Source organism: Pseudomonas sp. 2 (genome assembly GCF_056627435.1).
Genome location: NZ_JBWXNG010000013.1, coordinates 61881 through 77471, shown reverse-complemented (window position 1 = coordinate 77471; position 15591 = coordinate 61881). Strand labels below are relative to the sequence as shown.

Sequence of the window (15591 nt, the reverse complement as noted above, 5' to 3'; positions counted from 1 at the left end):
TAGCCGTTGACCACTGCGCTGATAATCGGGTGCAATCGGCACGGGCTGTACGGCTGATCGAACAATCCAGACGCGCAAGGGTGGTGACTCATGGCAGCAGACATTCAGGATTTGCTGGCCTTCGTGGCCGTGGTCAAAGCCGGCGGCTTTCGTGAAGGCGCGCGAGCCAGCGGCAAATCGGCCTCCAGCCTGAGCGACGCGCTGCGGCGGCTCGAAGCGCAACTGGGCGTACGTCTGCTCAACCGCACCACCCGCAGCGTGGTGCCGACCGAAGCTGGCACCCGCCTGATGGAGCGCATCGTCCCCGCCCTGGGCGAAGTCGAATCGGCGCTGGACGTGGTCAACGACTTCCGCGACCGCCCCTCCGGTACCCTCAAACTCAACGTCCCCGCCAGCGCCGCACGCCTGGTCCTGCCCGACATCGTCACGCCCTTCTTGAAGGCCCACCCCGACATCCGCCTGGAAATCACCGTCGAAGAAAGCTTCGTCGACATGCTCGCCGCGGGTTGCGACGCCGGCATCCGCTACGACGAACGTCTGGAACAAGACATGATCGCAGTGCCCATCGGCCCAAGGCTGCAACGCTTCGCCACCGCCGCCTCCCCCGCCTACCTCGACGCCCACGGCCGCCCCGAACACCCTCGCGACCTGCTCGACCATGCGTGCCTGCGCGGCAAATTCCCCAGCGGCAACATGCCCCTGTGGGAATACGAACGGGATGACGAAGTGATCCGAGTCGATCCCACGGGGCCGTTGCTGGTGAACATCGCAGGAGGTGTGGACCTGGCGGTGCAGGCGGCAGTGGATGGGTTGGGGGTCGTTCACCTGTTTGAAGACTGGCTGAAACCGCATCTGGACAGCGGCGCGCTGGAGCCGATTCTTGAGCCTTGGTGGCAAAGTTTTAATGGGCCGTTTCTTTATTACCCGGGACGGCGGTATTTGCCTTCGCCGTTGAGGGCGTTTGTGGCGTTCATCAAAGCCATGTAAACGGACTACGGATTTTCAGGAACAGTCCGACGGCAATGTTTATTGATGTGCTCGCGGGAAAACCTGACCTTCTGCCATCGGAAATTTTCTGGCACACGCCAGCGAGGCAGAAGCATGAAAAACCTGGAAAGCACTTCCCTTGCGCCTGAACACAGTTCGATACGTTTTCTGCTGCTGATGATGGTCCTACTGGGCGTCTTTCCGCTGGACGTCATCCTCCCCTCTTTTCCCGCCATTGCCGCGCACTTCAATACGCCTGCCGAGAACATCGCGCTTTCGGTCAGCGTCTTTGCGGTGGGGTTTGCCATCTCCCAGTTACTGCTGGGCCCGCTCTCGGACCGGCTTGGGCGCAAGCGCCTACTGATCACCGGTATGGTCGTGTCCATCGCTGGAGCCGTGGGGTGCGCGAATGCCGTGGAGTTTTCCGGCTTCATGTTCTTTCGCTGCATTCAGGCGGTGGGATGCGGGTGTTTCGTGTTGAGCAACGCGCTGGTTCAGGATGTATTTGTGGGTGAGCAGCGGGAACGGATGCGGATTCTGATGACGACGGCGAGTGGGGTGTTCCTTTCGCTTTCTCCGCTGTTCGGGACGTTGCTGGAGAGCGTTTTTGGCTGGACGGGGAGCTTTTATCTGTTCGCGATCATTGCCGGTTTGGTGCTTGTTCATGCTGCGCGGGTATTACAAGATTCGAGGGTAGCGCCTTCAGAAGACGAGCTCTGGAGACCGTCTGCGGCGATCGTATCGAATGCGCGATTCATGGGCTTTTCGCTGATTGCTGCGATTGCGTTTGCTTGCCACTTTTCCTTTATCGCCATCTCTCCGCTCATCTTTCTGCAAGGCTTGGGACTGTCTCAGCTTGAGTTCTCATGGGTACTGCTTGGGTACGGTGTGGCGTATGTCATCGGCGGGACCGTTGCCAGCCGTTTGCAACGATCGATGAGTCATCAACAGCAACTGCAATTGGGCATGCTGTTGATCGCGCTGGCTGGGCTGGTTTTGTTTTGGCTAACTGCGGCAGACGGTGGCCGTATTCTGAGCCTTTTACTGCCGATGCTTATCTGTACGACAGGCTCCACCATCGCTCGTCCTGCGGCCACTTCGCGTGCAATGGAGATCTTTCCAGAGCAGGCGGGTGCGGCTTCGTCGATCCTCAATACCGTCGTATTCGTAACAGGCGCAATAGTCAGTGCGGCAGTGAGCGTGCCGACGATCGATTATCAGTATGTGTTGGCGATGTATTTTGTTGGCTTTGGCATAGTCGGATGGACGACCGTTCGGCGGTTGTATAACCCTGCACGGAGTTGAGCGATTCAAGCCCCGAAGTACAGGTTTTATTCGGAACAGTCCGGCTCGCCGGCGATGGCGAAATTAAGGACGTCCCCGCCGGCAAGCCGTGCTGCTACGGTTCTGTGGTGCAGCGTTCGGCACTAGGCAATAATGCACAACGTTTTCCCCGCCCGCCCAAAAGGAATCACCGTGTCGCCGAGTGCCCTCCCCACTCCCCCATCCGCAGCGCCTTTGCTGGAAACCCGGCACTTGAGCCGCCTCGACCCCAACGGCACGGTCACCCTGCTCCAACCCACCAACTTCACGCTCGTCCCCGGCGCACAGATCGCGATCACGGGATCTTCGGGCTCGGGCAAAAGCGTCTTCCTGCGCACGCTGGCGTTGCTCGATTCGCCAAGCTCGGGCGAGTTGTTGTGGCAAGGCAAGCCGATTGCCAGCGACAAGGTCCCCGCCTACCGCACCTGTGTGTCGTACGTCGCGCAACGTCCGGCGTTGGTGGAGGGTTCGGTGCTGGACAATCTGCGGTTCCCGTTCACGCTGAAAAGTCAGCAGAAGCGTTCATTCGATCTGCAGCACGCGACGGATCTGTTGTCGCAGGCGGGCAAGGAAGCGGGATTCATGCAAAAGAACGTGCAGGATCTGTCAGGGGGTGAGGCGCAGATTGTGGCGTTGGTGCGGGCGCTGCAGTTGGCGCCGCAGGTGATGTTGTTCGATGAGCCGACCTCGGCGCTGGATCCGCAGTCGGCGTTGGCGGTGGAGCGGTTGGTGGGGCATTGGTTTGCCGCGGGGAACGGGGCGCGTGCGTATATATGGGTGTCCCACGATCCGCAGCAGGCGCAGCGAATGAGTACGCGGCATCTGACGATGGACAAGGGTGTGTTGCAGCAGGAGGAAGGCCGGTGAATTACCAGAATCTGTCGACCACTGATTTGTGCATCGCGGCGGCGCTGATTTTGATCAATGGCGCGTTGTCGGTGCTGCTCAAGCTGGATCTGGAGCGCAAGTTGCTCTGGGCCTCGGTCCGCACGGTGGTGCAGTTGCTGGCGGTGGGTTACCTGCTGGGCTGGGTGTTCGCCAACGCGCATTGGTATGTGGTGTTGCCGCTGATGTGCCTGATGACGCTGATTGCCGGGGTGTCGGCGGCGGGTCGCGGCAAGCGGACCTATGCCGGGCAACTGGTCGACAGTGTCGCGGCGGTGTGGAGCAGTTCGTGGCTGGTGGGGGCGATCGGGCTGTTCGTGATTATCCGCATCCGGCCCTGGTATGAGCCGCAGTATGCGATTCCGATTCTCGGGATGATTCTGGGCAATACGCTGACGGCGGTGTCGCTGGGCATCGAGCGCATGACCTCGGAGCTGATTTCGGGGCGCAATACGATCGAGGCGATTCTGGCGCTGGGCGGTACGCGTTGGGAGGCGGCTCAGTCGGCAGCGCGCCAGGCGGTGCGTGCGGGGATGATGCCGACGCTGAACCAGATGACGGTGGTTGGCATCGTCAGCCTGCCGGGGATGATGACCGGTCAGGTGCTGGCCGGGGAAAACCCGGTGGACGCCGTGCGTTATCAGATCATGATCATGTTCCTGATCGCCGCAGGCTCGGCGCTGGGCACGGTGGGCGCGGTCTTGCTGACCTTTCGCCGGCTGTTCTCGGCCGATCACCGTTTCATGATTCACCGGCTAGTGGCGCGATGAGCATCAATTTCGATCTGAATGACCTGCAGGCCTTTCGCGCGGTGGTCGAGAACGGCAGTTTTCGCAAGGCGGCCGACGCGATCCGCATCACTCAGCCGGCGCTAAGCCGGCGTATCGAAAAGCTCGAGTCGGCGCTCAACGTTAAGCTGTTCGAGCGCACCACGCGCAAGGTCAGCCTGACCACCGTGGGCCTGGCGTTTCTGCCGCAGGTGGAGCGCATGCTCGACGATCTGGACATCGCCCTGATGAGCATCAGCGAGGTGGCATCGACGCGCATGGGCAGCGTGACCATCGCCTGCGTGCCCTCGGCGGCGTATTACTTCATGCCGCAGGTGATCAGCGCGTTTCATCAGGCGTACCCAAAGATCAAGGTCAAGGTGCTCGACGCCAGCGCCAACGAGGTCAACAGTGCGGTGGCGTCGGGGGATGCGGATTTCGGCGTGAGTTTCAGCGGCACCCTGGCGGCGGAAGTGGATTTCGAACTGTTGCTGCAGGAGCGCTATGTGGTTGCCTGTCGTCGCGATCACCCGCTGGCGGGGCGCGATCAAGTGAGTTGGGAAGAGATGTACGAGCACGATTACATCAGCCTCGACAAGACGTCGGGCAACCGGCTGGTGCTGGATCAGGCGTTGATGCGCCTGCATCCGCGCAAGCCGAGTATCTGCGAGACCCGGCATGTGACGACCATGATCGGGCTGGTGGAAGCGGGTCTGGGAGTGGCTGCCGTGCCGTCGATCGCGATGCCGCAGGCGCCTCACCCGATCCTGGTGAGCGTGCCGCTGATCGAGCCCGAAGTGCTGCGCAGTGTCGGGCTGATCAAGCGCCGCGGGCGTACCTTGACGCCTGCGGCCATCGAGCTGGAAAAGCTGGTGCGGGAGATGCCGATCCGATCAGCGCGGGACTGAGTCCAGGCCCGTGGACTGAACCACAGTCTGGGCCTTGGGCGACGCCAGGTAGTCGAGCAGCGCCTTGGCCTGTTGCGGGTGCTCGGCGTTGCGCGGAATACCGGCGGCAAAGCGGGTCACCGACTGCACGTTCTCCGGAATCTTGCCGACGAAGGTCACGCCCGGCACCGGCAGCAATTCGGCGACCTGCTGGAAGCCCACTTCGTAGTCGCCATTGGCAACCACCGACGCCACCGGAATGCGCTCGATCATCTTGCCCTTAGGCCCGGCCTGGTCCTGAATGCCGAGCTTCTTGAACAGTTCTTTCTCGATGTACACGCCGCTGGCGCTGTCCGAATAGGCCACGGATTTGGCCTTGAGCAACACGTTCTTGAGCTCGGCGTCGGTGCCGATGGCCGGCTTGGCGGCGCCCTGCTTGACCACCATGCCGATGCGCGAGTCGGCCAGTTCCACGCGGGAGGCCGGGTCGACCTTGCCCTGCTTGATCAACTCGTCCAGCGCGTAGCCGACCATGATCACCACATCGGCGTGCTCGCCCCGATCCAGGCGATTGGGGATGGCTTCGGGCGCCTTGCCCATGGACGGGCCGAGGATGGTCTGCAGCGTGTCGCCGCTGGCGGCCGCGTATTGCGGGCCCAGCTGTTTATAGGCGGCGGTGAAGCCACCGGAGGTCATCACTTTCAGTTCTTCGGCCTGGGCCAGGGTGCTGCTCAGTGCCAGGGCAGTCAGGCTCACGGCAGCCAGTTGTTTGAACATCGCGTGCATGGCGAATCCTTGTTCTTTTATAAGGAGGAAATCAGACCGCGACTTGCGCGCGGGCCGACAGGTTGCGGTACAGCACCAGCGTCGCGCACAGGGCGCAGACGGCGGCGAAGGTCATCCAGTACGCCGGCGCAGCCTTGTCGCCGGTCAGGTGAATCAGCCAGGTCGACACCGCCGGTGTGAAGCCGCCGAACACCGCCGTCGCCAGGCTGTAGGCCAGGGAGAATCCGGCGACGCGCACTTCCACCGGCATGATTTCGGTCAGTGCCGGAATCATCGCGCCGTTGTACAGACCGTACAGGCAGGAGAACCACAGCAGCACTTCGAGCATGTGGCCGAAGCTCGGCGCCTGGGCCAGGAAGGACAGCGCCGGATAGGCGGTGAAAATGGTCAATACGGTCATCGCCACCAGCAGCGGCTTGCGCCCGAAACGGTCACTCAGCGCACCGCCAATCGGCAGCCAGATGAAGTTCGACACGCCCACCAGCAGCGTCACCAGCAAGGCATCGGCGGTGCTCAGGTTGAGCACGGTCTTGCCGAAGGTCGGCGCGTACACGGTGATCAGGTAGAACGCGGTGGTGGTCATCGCCACCATCAGCATCCCGGCCAGCACCACGCCCCAGTTCTGCAGCAAGGTGGCGAACACCTGCTTCATGGTCGGACGATGGGCGCGGGCGGCGAATTCTTCGGTTTCCTGAAGGTTGTGACGGAGCACGAAGATGAACGGCACGATCAGGCAACCGACCGCAAACGGAATCCGCCAGCCCCAGTCGGCGACAGCGGCGGGTGTCATCCACTGATTGAGTGCGTAACCCAGCGCCGCCGCGACCACGATCGCCACTTGCTGGCTGCCCGACTGCCAGCTGGTGTAGAAGCCCTTACGGCCGGGGGTGGCCATTTCTGCCAGGTACACCGAAACGCCGCCCAGCTCTGCTCCGGCGGAGAAGCCTTGCAGCAGCCGCCCGAGCAACACCAGCGCCGGCGCCCACAGGCCGATGCTGGCGTAGCCCGGCACGAGGACGATGAGTAAGGTGCCGCTGGCCATGATCGACAGGGTGACGATCAGGCCTTTGCGCCGGCCCACGTCGTCGATGTACGCGCCCAACACGATTGCGCCCAGCGGACGCATGAGAAAGCCCGCGCCGAACACTGCGAAGGTCATCATGAGCGAGGCGAATTCGCTGGATGCGGGGAAGAACACGGCGGCGATCTGGGTGGCATAGAAGCCGAACAGGAAGAAGTCGAATTGTTCGAGGAAATTGCCCGAGGTGACGCGAAATACAGCGCCGGCTTTGTTTGATGCGGATTGAGGCTGCGAATGGGCTGAGCCAGGCATGGGGAGGTTCTCCAGCGATCTTGTGACGTGCCTTGCGGCGCTTTTTATGGGCTGGAGTTTGCTGGACACACTTTGAAACGATAAGTGCTATGTTTTCATCGATTGATGCGTGGGGGTTATCAATTGGGGTTGTGACGGTTCGTTGAAGATCAAGATCAAGATCAAGATCAAGAGCGCTCTTCCTAACGTCAGATCTGTTTCGACTTCGTCGAGTTACTTGGAAAAGACACCCAAGTAACCAAGGTGTCCTGCTCCTGGTTTGGGTCTGACTTCGTCAGACTTCCTTCACTCCGGTCCCGCTCCGTGGGCCCGGCGCGAATGGGCCATCCATGGCCCACGCGCCTCGCGCGGCATCCTGCCGCTTGGCCCACTGCGCGAGACCTCCATTCAGCCTGCACCCAAGTCGCGATTTGTGTCGTCTGGAAGACTTGCGTACGAAGATCAAAATCAAAAGCGGATGCGCGTTTGTGGGTGTTCGCGATCTGCTTCTGGCCGGAGGCCGTAGGAGCTGCCGGGGTCGCGCTCGACCTTGCCAGCGATCTGGCGCTAGCCGGCAGCAAATCCTGTGCACGCGATCTACCTGACACGGCCAAGGCGTCTGATTTTACTGCCGCTGCGCGCCAGATCGCCGGCAAGCCGGGCTCCCACGCCCTCCGGGCAGAATCAAAAGCAGATCGCACAACACCCAGCCGTTGCCGTTGCCGTTGCCGTTGCCGTTGCCGTTGCCGTTGCTTTTGATCTTCGAGCGCAAATCACCCAGACACCACCAATCGCGACTTGGGTGCAGGCTGAACGCAGGTCTCGCGTAGTGGGTCGAGCCGCATGGATGCGGCGAGAGGCGTGTGGGCCATGGATGGCCCTTTCACGCCGGGCCCACGGAGCGGGACCGGAGTGAAGGAACCTCGACGAAGTCGAGGCCAAACCAGGAGCAAGACCCCTTGGTTACTTGGGGGTCTTTTCCAAGTAACTCGACGAAGTCGAAACAGGTCTGACGTTAGGAAGAACGCTCTTGATCTTGATCTTGACCTTGATCCTGACCTTGATCTTGATCCTGACCTAGCCCACCTAACCCCAGATCACCGCCGTTTCAACCGATCAATAATCACCGCCAGCAACAGAATCGTCCCGCGAATCACATACTGATAGAACGTATCGATATTCTTCAGATTCATCGCATTCTCGATGATCGCCAGAATCAGCACACCGGCGATCACATGGCGAATCATCCCGATCCCGCCACTGAGCGACACCCCGCCCAGCACACACGCCGAAATCACCGTCAGCTCAAAGCCCTGGCCGATCATCGGCTGGCCCGAGGTCATGCGCGAGGCCAGCACCACACCTGCCAGCGCACCGATCAGACCGTGCACCGCGAAGATGATGATCTTGGTCCGGTCGACATGCACGCCCGCCAGCAACGCTGCTTCCTGGTTGCCACCGATCGCCAGCGAATTACGCCCGTAGGTGGTGTAATTCAGCAGCCAGCCAAAGAACACGAAACACACGATGGTGATCAGGATCGGCACCGGCACACCGAACAACTGGCCGTTGCCGAACACGAAGAACCCTTCATCGCCCACGCCCACGGCCTTGCCGTTGGAGAAGATGTAGGCCAGGCCGCGGACGATCTGCATCGTCGCCAGCGTGGTGATCAGCGCGTTGATCCGCAGCTTGGCGATTACGATGCCGTTGATCAGGCCCACCAACAGGCCCATCGCCAGCGCGGCTGAAACGCCGAGAAACACGCTATCGGTGTCGCGAATCACGATCCCGGCGATCACCCCCGAGCAGGCCAGCACCGAGCCGACCGACAGGTCGAAATGCCCGGACGCCAGGCAGAACAGCATGGTGCAGGCGGCGATGCCGACGGTGGAGATCGCCAGCCCCAGGCCACGCATGTTCAGCGGGGACATGAAGTTGTCGATGAGCAAGGCACAGAGCACAAAGATGCCCAGTGCGGCGAGCAGCATGGCCCAATCGTCGAAGAAGCGACGCAGGTTCATGCCTTGGCGGGGAGCCGTCAGGCTGGTTTCGGTAGACATACGCACCTCGTTTTTATTTTTCATGGTCAGCACCCGCTATCAGCCACGCGTGCGCGGCAGTGCCAGTTGCAGCAACTTCTGTTCATTGGCTTGGTCGCGAGACAGCTCGCCGGTAATGGCGCCTTCGCTCATGACCAGAATGCGGTCGGAAATACCCATGACTTCCATCAGATCGCTGGACACCACGATCACCGCGATACCTTCGGCGGCCAGGTTGTGGATGATCTGGTAGATCTCGGATTTGGCGCCGATGTCGATGCCGCGGGTCGGCTCGTCCAGCAGCAGCACTTTCATCGGCATCGACAGCCAGCGGCCCAGAATGGCCTTCTGCTGGTTGCCGCCGGAGAGGAACATGATCTGCTGCTCAGGCGATGGCGTCTTGACGTTCATCGAGCGGATCTGCTGTTTCGCGTTGTCGCGCTCCCAGCGTCCCTGAATCAGGCAGCCCATGTGCACATGCCGGGGCCGCGCGCCGATATTGATGTTCTCGGCCACGCTGGACAACGGCACGATGCCCTCTTTCTTGCGGTCCTCGGGGCACAGCAGGATCCCGGCGGCGATGGCATCGCGGGGCGATCGCAGATTCAGCGGCTTGCCGTCCAGCTGCAGGGTGCCGGCCTGGCTGCGGGTCAGCCCCGAGAGGATGCGGAACAGCTCGGTGCGCCCGGCGCCGACCAGGCCGAAGAAGCCCAGCACTTCGCCCTTCTCAACCGCGAAGCTGACCGGCTCCTGCAGCCCCGGCCCCAACAGGCCGGTCACGCGCAGGCTCGGCCCCTGTTGCTGGCGAGGGCGATAGTTGTAGATGTCCTGAATGTCGCGACCGACCATGCAGGTCACCAGGCGGTCGTGGTCCAGATCGGACATGTCCTCGAAGGTGCGTACGAAACGTCCGTCCTTGAAGACCGTTACCGCATCACAGACCCGGAAGATTTCTTCCATGCGGTGCGATACGTAGAGAATCACCCGGCCCTCATCGCGCAGTTTGACGATGATCGCCATCAGGCGGTCGATCTCACGCGCCGACAGGCTGCTGGTGGGCTCGTCGAAAGCGATGACGTGGGCGTTGCGCGACATGGCCTTGGCGATTTCCACCAGTTGCCGTTGCCCCAGTGACAAGTCGCCCAGGCGTGTGCCGGGGTCGATCTCGTCGGCCAGGCCCTTGAGCAGCTCGCGGGCGCGGCGCGTCATCGCCCGGCGATTGACCAGCCCGAAGCGATTGGGCATGTGCCCCAGCAGCAGGTTTTCCGCCACCGACATTTCCGGCACCAGGTGCAGCTCCTGGTGAATCACCGCCACCCCGGCGGCGATGCTGTCAGCGGTGGATTTGAACGCCAGGTGCTGATCGCCGATCTGCAGGTCGCCGCTGTTGGGCTGGTACGAGCCGCCGAGAATCTTCAGCAGCGTCGACTTGCCCGCGCCGTTCTCGCCCATCAGGGCGTGCACGCTGCCCGGCCGGGCTTCGAAATGGATATCGGACAGCGCCTTCACGCCTGGGAAAGTCTTGCCGATGCCGTTGAAACGCAAACTGCCGCCAGTAGGGGATTGTTGCGCGTGTGCTGCAGGAGCCTGTTGCATGAACCACCTCCTCCTCGCCCCGACCGAACGGTGGAGCGAGGCCTTGCCGATGACGACCGCGGGTTATTTGTACAGACCGATCTTGGTCAGCACGTCCTTGAAGTTCTCACGGGTGATCAGGGTCACGTCATCCATGGCGGTGTATTTGGGCGGCTCCTTGCCAGTAGTAACCCACTCGTACATCTGCAGGGCGGTGTTGTAACCCTCTTTGTCCGGGCTTGGCAGCATCGAGCCGAAGAAGCCGCTTTTCGGTTTTTTCAGCTCGTCGATGGCGTCGGTGCCATTGATGCCGATGCCGATCACGTTGTCAGGGGCAAAGCCTGCGCCTGCGGTCGCACGCACGCCACCCAGCACGGTGTTGTCGTTCATGCCGCCGACGATCAGGTTTTTCGCGCCGCTTGGCAGTTTTGGCAGGGCCGCGTTGGTGGCGTCCATGCTGCCGGGCACGTCGAGGGTCTTCTGCGGGGTGAAGAGAATGTGGTCTTCCGGCAGGCCGGCTTTTTTCAGGGCATCGACCGAACCGTCGGTGCGCTTCTTGCCAGTGTCCAGTTCGTTATAGGTGTTGATGATCGCGTAGGTTTCTTTCCAGTCCCACTTGCGATTCTGCGCCTCGGTCGCCATGGCGGCGCCCTGCTTCTGGCCCACTTCGAACGCGGCCATGCCCAGATACGGCACGTCTTCCATGAACTTGCCCTTGGCGTCGACGAAACGGTCGTCCACGGCCATGACTTTCAGGTCGTTGGCCTTGGCCTTGGCGACGATGGCCGGGCCGAGAGATACGTCAGGCGGGCAGATGACAAAGCCCTTGGCGCCGTTTGCGGCGAGGTTGTCGATGGCGGTGAGGGTTTTCTCGCCGTCAGGTACGGCGATCTTGATCACTTCAAAGCCGTGATCCTTGCCGGCCTTTTCGGCGAACTGCCATTCGGTCTGGAACCACGGCTCTTCAGCCTGCTTGACCAGAAAACCGATCTTGACCTTGTCGGCAGCGAGGGCGCCGCCGCTCATTGAAACGATAGCGGTGGCAACAGCAGCACAGCACAGGGAACGAATCCCGTGGCGACTCAACATAGCTAACTCCTTATTTTTATTGACTAGCTACAGCGTCCAGCAGTGAGTGTCGTGGCGACCGCGCATTGCCGTGGCATGGCGATCGTTTCGACTGAAAACAGTCATATCATATTATCAATGCAGGCTATGTAACCGAGTGTCACGCCTGCTTGTGACATTGCGTTCCACTTGTTTCATCAACCGGCAAAGCGTTGCGAAGCCAGACCGCGAATGCCGGTCTCAACGCTCAATACGCAGCCGTCCAGCTCCAGGGCACCGCTGCCGGGACGCGCACTGGTGACGAACAAGGTGCTCATGTCGGGGCCGCCGAACACGCAACTGGTGGGATGACTGAGCGGCACTTCGACAATGCGATCGATGCTGCCATCCGGCGCGAAGCGAATGATGCAGTGCCCGCCCCAGCGCGCGTTCCACACGTAGCCCTGGGCGTCCATGGCCGAGCCGTCGGGCACGCCGCGCACGTGCTGCGCCGCCCAGATGCCCCGTTCGCCCAGCGAGCCGTCGGCCAGAATCGGGTAGCGATAAATGACGCCGTCCAGGCTGTCGGCGGTCAGCAGTGCACTGTCGTCATCGGCCCAGAGCAAGGTGTTGACGATGCCCTGCCCGCCCAGCAGCGGTGTGGCCTGGCCACTGGCGTCGACCCGGAACAAGCCGCCGGAACGCCGCTCCAGAGGCAGGTCGCCGCCCTTGTCATCGAGGTTGTTCTGCATGCTGCCCAACCACAGCCGCCCCTGGCTGTCGCAACGCGCTTCGTTGGCACGATTGCCTTCCAGCGGATCGGCCATGCAGAAAAGTGTGAGTTGGGGAGAATCGGCGCTGGAATCGAGATTCAGGCGATACACGCCACTGGCCAGCGTGACCAATGCGTCGCCTTGGGTAGTGGGAATGAATGCCGAAACCGGCTCTTTGAATTGCCAGTGCTGCACCTGGCCGTTTTGCAGGCGCAGGGCGCGAAATCCGGCGATGTCCACCCAGTACAGAGTCTGCTGGAGCTCGTCCCAGAACGGCCCTTCGGCCAATTTGAATCGCAGGTCACACACAGCTTGCCACTTCATGCCAATGTCCTGTTTTTATTCTTGTGATGGGCCAGGCCCGATAGGTTGAACAGCAGTTGACGCTCAATCGTTCAGCGAGCGGGAAATCACCTCGCAGGCGTTCTCGATCAGGCTCATGCAGGCCCAGACCCCGCGCGCCGCGTCGCGGGTGGCAATCGCGTCGGCCAGATCCTTGTGCAGCGGCAGCGTGCGCCCCAACTCCCCCGGCACCGCCGAGGACACCTCGAAGGAAATCGCCAGCAGAGCCCCCAGCGCCGGCAGCATCTGCTCGATGAACTGGTTATGGCTGGCCGCCAGCACCGCCTCGTGAAAGCGTTGATCGGCGTGGTTGTAATCGCCCATGTCCGCCACGCTGGCCGCCAGCAGGCCATACGCTGCCTGAATCTCGGCAATCTGCGCAGGCGTCGCTCGCTCACAGGCCCAACGCACCGCCATGGGCTCGATGGCCCGGCGCAGGTCCAGCAAATCCATCACGAAGCTTTTGGGCAAACCCTTGGCCGCCAACCAGCCGACCACCTGCGGATCGAACAGGTTCCAGCTGCGCACCGGCAACACCCGCGTACCGACCTTGGGCCCGACTTCCAGCATGCCCTTGGCCACCAGCGTCTTGATGGCCTCGCGAATTACCGTGCGGCTGACCCCGAACTCCTCGCCCAGCGCCGCTTCGACCTTCAGCGCCTGCCCGGGCGGCACACTGCCCTGAGCAATCCAGGCGCCGAGGCGGTCTACGGTCGAGGCGTGAAAACTGTTGCTCATTGCCCTACCCCTTTTTGCGGCCGTTTCCGCAAATCGAGGCTAATCATCATATGATTGGCTGTCAAACGCCTGTACAAGCCGCAAAAGCTGGTCTAAACCTGATTCGCGACCGGTGTCGAGCTCTACCTTGACTAAATAGTATTACAATTTATTTTTAAATCGAGCATTTTCGATCTATAAATGATTTTTCTCGCCAATTTAGTCATACGAATACTCGAAACAGACGCAAATCCCAAGGCCTCACCCACGTGCAGCTCGGGGCTTGTCGCTTTTGACTGCACCTATAACAAAAAAGGAAGGACGCAATGAGGAAGACGCTTATCCCTGCTATCGGACTGACACTGCTGGCCGCCGCCCTGCAAGCCAACGCCGCCACGGGCCTGACCAGCGAACACGCTGCCTTCGGCAAGATGCCGGACGGCACGACGGTGGAAAAATACACCCTGCGCAACAGCTCGGGGATGCAGGCCACCGTGATCACCTACGGCGGCACGCTGCAGTCGCTGCTGGTGCCGGACAAAAACGGCAAGACCGAAGACGTGGTGCTCGGCTTCGATGATCTGGACGGCTACCTCAAGGGCACGTCCTACTTTGGTGCCACCATTGGCCGCTTCGGCAACCGCCTGGCCGATGGCAAATTCAGCCTGGACGGCAAGTCCTATCAAGTGCCGCAGAACGACAAGACCAACGCCCTGCACGGCGGCACCAAAGGCTTCGACAAGCAGATCTGGAAAGCTGAGCAGGTCAAGGACAAGGGCTGGGTCGGCGTGAAACTGACCTACGTTTCGGCCGATGGCGAGATGGGCTTCCCCGGCACCCTGAAAACCGAAGTGACCTACAGCCTCAACGACAAGAACGAGCTGCGCATCCAGTACCACGCCACCACCGACAAACCAACGGTGCTCAACCTGACCAACCACAGCTACTTCAACCTGGCGGGCGCGGGCAACGGCGATATTCTCGATCAGGTGGCCATCGTCCACGCCAGCCATTACACCCCGGTCAACGAGAAGCTGATTCCTACCGGCGAAATCGCCCCGGTAGCCGGCACGCCGATGGACTTCCTCAAGCCCGTCGCCTTCGGCAAACGCATTCGCGAGGATCATCCGCAACTGAAGTTCGCCGAACCAACCCAGGGCGGCTATGACTTCAACTGGGTGCTGGACACCAAAGGCAAGGTGGCCGCACTGGCCGCCGATGTCAGCGATCCGAAATCCGGGCGCCGCCTGCAATTGTTCACCAGCGAGCCCGGGGTGCAGCTGTACACCGGCAACTTCCTGGACGGCACGGTCAAGGGCAAGGCCGGCAAGATCTACCCGCACTGGGGCGCCTTCACCCTGGAGACCCAGCACTATCCGGATGCGCCGAACCAGAAGGGCTTCCCGTCCACGCGACTGGACCCGGGCAAGGCGTATAGCCAGACCACGGTGTTCAAGTTTCTGAGCAAGTAACACCATCCCCCGCAAAACCTGTAGGAGCGAATTCATTCGCGAATGGGCATACAGTCGACACATCTGCGTCGCCTGATAAACCTTCGCGAATGAAGTGGAGCGCCACCCCGGTCGCTCCTACAGATCCCACCGATGCACATCCATCCATTTGCCTGCATCTGCAACGCTCGACCCACCCTTCTGTACCAACGCTAACCGTTTGGCACTCAAAGAATTAATTCGACTGAATTTTCCTGGCAGTCGCGACTCAGTGAAGTGAGAGCGACTGATAGGGAGGTTTACGAGAGTGGGACAGTACAAGCATTTCAGAATCGATTATCTGCTGCATGGCAAATACAAGAGCTTCTACATCAGCGCCGAAACCATGGACAGTGCCTCCGCTTGGCACTGGGCGTCGGTGGATGCAGGCTTTGGGCAGATCCCCAAATATCGCTCTGACAAGGTGCCGAAAGTCAGCAAACCAAAAGCTGAGCAATTGGGCCTGACGGATGTGGAATGGGCCGAGTCCTGAGCGAGCTCAACTCGCTGCCTCTAAGCATTTCCTGACAATTGGCCCAGTGCATCGTGGCCATTGAGAAAGCTGATCATTAATCGACCATCCTAACCAAGCCCTTGTACCCAAGGGCTTACAGAGAGTTATCCACAGACATATTCACTTTTTCCGTGGACAACTTTT

Annotated in this window: 14 protein-coding genes; 7 read left to right on the top strand and 7 right to left on the bottom strand. The window is 61.0% G+C overall.

What is annotated here, in order from left to right; translation table 11 throughout:
* Window positions 1-90 precede the first annotated feature (90 nt).
* From AC1MEK_RS20885 to AC1MEK_RS20865, 5 genes are all read left to right on the top strand, one after another.
* Complete coding sequence (locus AC1MEK_RS20885) at window positions 91-987, top strand: LysR family transcriptional regulator (protein WP_480398171.1); 897 nt, start codon at window positions 91-93, stop codon at window positions 985-987.
* Window positions 988-1101: 114 nt separating this feature from the next.
* Window positions 1102-2292 (top strand): MFS transporter, encoded by a 1191-nt coding sequence (locus tag AC1MEK_RS20880; protein WP_480398170.1) that lies wholly within the window; start codon window positions 1102-1104, stop codon window positions 2290-2292.
* Between the two features lie 231 nt (window positions 2293-2523).
* Window positions 2524-3177: an ABC transporter ATP-binding protein gene (locus AC1MEK_RS20875; RefSeq protein ID WP_480398169.1), complete on the top strand. Its 654-nt coding sequence runs from the start codon at window positions 2524-2526 to the stop codon at window positions 3175-3177.
* Window positions 3174-3965 carry an ABC transporter permease gene (locus tag AC1MEK_RS20870; protein WP_480398168.1) on the top strand — a complete coding sequence of 264 codons (792 nt, stop codon included), beginning with the start codon at window positions 3174-3176 and terminating at the stop codon, window positions 3963-3965. The genes AC1MEK_RS20875 and AC1MEK_RS20870 overlap by 4 nt, the downstream gene beginning before the upstream one ends.
* Window positions 3962-4870, top strand: coding sequence for a LysR family transcriptional regulator (locus tag AC1MEK_RS20865; protein WP_480398167.1), 909 nt, complete (start codon window positions 3962-3964; stop codon window positions 4868-4870). Before AC1MEK_RS20870 ends, AC1MEK_RS20865 begins: the two co-directional genes overlap by 4 nt.
* Here AC1MEK_RS20865 and AC1MEK_RS20860 read toward each other — a convergent pair.
* The 7 genes from AC1MEK_RS20860 to AC1MEK_RS20830 all read right to left on the bottom strand — a co-directional run bounded on the left by AC1MEK_RS20860 (window position 4856) and on the right by AC1MEK_RS20830 (window position 13464).
* Complete coding sequence (locus tag AC1MEK_RS20860) at window positions 4856-5635, bottom strand: substrate-binding domain-containing protein (RefSeq protein ID WP_480398166.1); 780 nt, start codon at window positions 5633-5635, stop codon at window positions 4856-4858. The two genes, AC1MEK_RS20865 and AC1MEK_RS20860, sit on opposite strands and share 15 nt — an antisense overlap.
* A 31-nt stretch (window positions 5636-5666) precedes the next feature.
* Entirely contained in the window at window positions 5667-6968 is a 1302-nt protein-coding gene (tcuC, locus tag AC1MEK_RS20855) for a tricarballylate/proton symporter TcuC (protein WP_480398165.1), read from the bottom strand.
* Window positions 6969-8044: 1076 nt separating this feature from the next.
* Window positions 8045-9010, bottom strand: a complete 966-nt coding sequence (gene araH, locus AC1MEK_RS20850; RefSeq protein ID WP_480398164.1) for an L-arabinose ABC transporter permease AraH — start codon at window positions 9008-9010, stop codon at window positions 8045-8047.
* 39 nt (window positions 9011-9049) lie between these two features.
* Window positions 9050-10585, bottom strand: coding sequence for an L-arabinose ABC transporter ATP-binding protein AraG (araG, locus tag AC1MEK_RS20845; protein ID WP_480398163.1), 1536 nt, complete (start codon window positions 10583-10585; stop codon window positions 9050-9052).
* A gap of 63 nt (window positions 10586-10648) precedes the next feature.
* On the bottom strand, window positions 10649-11653 hold the full coding sequence (locus AC1MEK_RS20840; protein ID WP_480398162.1) for a substrate-binding domain-containing protein: 1005 nt from the start codon (window positions 11651-11653) through the stop codon (window positions 10649-10651).
* A 176-nt stretch (window positions 11654-11829) separates the two neighbouring features.
* Window positions 11830-12708 carry an SMP-30/gluconolactonase/LRE family protein gene (locus AC1MEK_RS20835; protein WP_480398161.1) on the bottom strand — a complete coding sequence of 293 codons (879 nt, stop codon included), beginning with the start codon at window positions 12706-12708 and terminating at the stop codon, window positions 11830-11832.
* 63 nt (window positions 12709-12771) lie between these two features.
* Complete coding sequence (locus AC1MEK_RS20830; protein ID WP_480398160.1) at window positions 12772-13464, bottom strand: FadR/GntR family transcriptional regulator; 693 nt, start codon at window positions 13462-13464, stop codon at window positions 12772-12774.
* 305 nt (window positions 13465-13769) lie between these two features.
* Here AC1MEK_RS20830 and AC1MEK_RS20825 point away from each other — a divergent pair, with 305 nt between their 5' ends.
* On the top strand, window positions 13770-14915 hold the full coding sequence (locus AC1MEK_RS20825) for an aldose epimerase family protein (RefSeq protein WP_480398159.1): 1146 nt from the start codon (window positions 13770-13772) through the stop codon (window positions 14913-14915).
* Between the two features lie 286 nt (window positions 14916-15201).
* Complete coding sequence (locus AC1MEK_RS20820; protein ID WP_480398158.1) at window positions 15202-15426, top strand: DUF6555 family protein; 225 nt, start codon at window positions 15202-15204, stop codon at window positions 15424-15426.
* Window positions 15427-15591: the final 165 nt, after the last annotated feature.

Excerpts from the sequence above, each read along its gene's own strand:
- AC1MEK_RS20885 (WP_480398171.1), top strand. The coding sequence starts at position 91 with ATGGCAGCAGACATTCAGGATTTGCTGGCCTTCGTGGCCGTGGTCAAA.
- AC1MEK_RS20880 (WP_480398170.1), top strand. The coding sequence starts at position 1,102 with ATGAAAAACCTGGAAAGCACTTCCCTTGCGCCTGAACACAGTTCGATA.
- AC1MEK_RS20865 (WP_480398167.1), top strand. The coding sequence starts at position 3,962 with ATGAGCATCAATTTCGATCTGAATGACCTGCAGGCCTTTCGCGCGGTG.
- AC1MEK_RS20860 (WP_480398166.1), bottom strand. The coding sequence starts at position 5,635 with ATGCACGCGATGTTCAAACAACTGGCTGCCGTGAGCCTGACTGCCCTG.
- tcuC (WP_480398165.1), bottom strand. The coding sequence starts at position 6,968 with ATGCCTGGCTCAGCCCATTCGCAGCCTCAATCCGCATCAAACAAAGCC.
- araH (WP_480398164.1), bottom strand. The coding sequence starts at position 9,010 with ATGTCTACCGAAACCAGCCTGACGGCTCCCCGCCAAGGCATGAACCTG.
- araG (WP_480398163.1), bottom strand. The coding sequence starts at position 10,585 with ATGCAACAGGCTCCTGCAGCACACGCGCAACAATCCCCTACTGGCGGC.
- AC1MEK_RS20840 (WP_480398162.1), bottom strand. The coding sequence starts at position 11,653 with ATGTTGAGTCGCCACGGGATTCGTTCCCTGTGCTGTGCTGCTGTTGCC.
- AC1MEK_RS20835 (WP_480398161.1), bottom strand. The coding sequence starts at position 12,708 with ATGAAGTGGCAAGCTGTGTGTGACCTGCGATTCAAATTGGCCGAAGGG.
- AC1MEK_RS20830 (WP_480398160.1), bottom strand. The coding sequence starts at position 13,464 with ATGAGCAACAGTTTTCACGCCTCGACCGTAGACCGCCTCGGCGCCTGG.
- AC1MEK_RS20825 (WP_480398159.1), top strand. The coding sequence starts at position 13,770 with ATGAGGAAGACGCTTATCCCTGCTATCGGACTGACACTGCTGGCCGCC.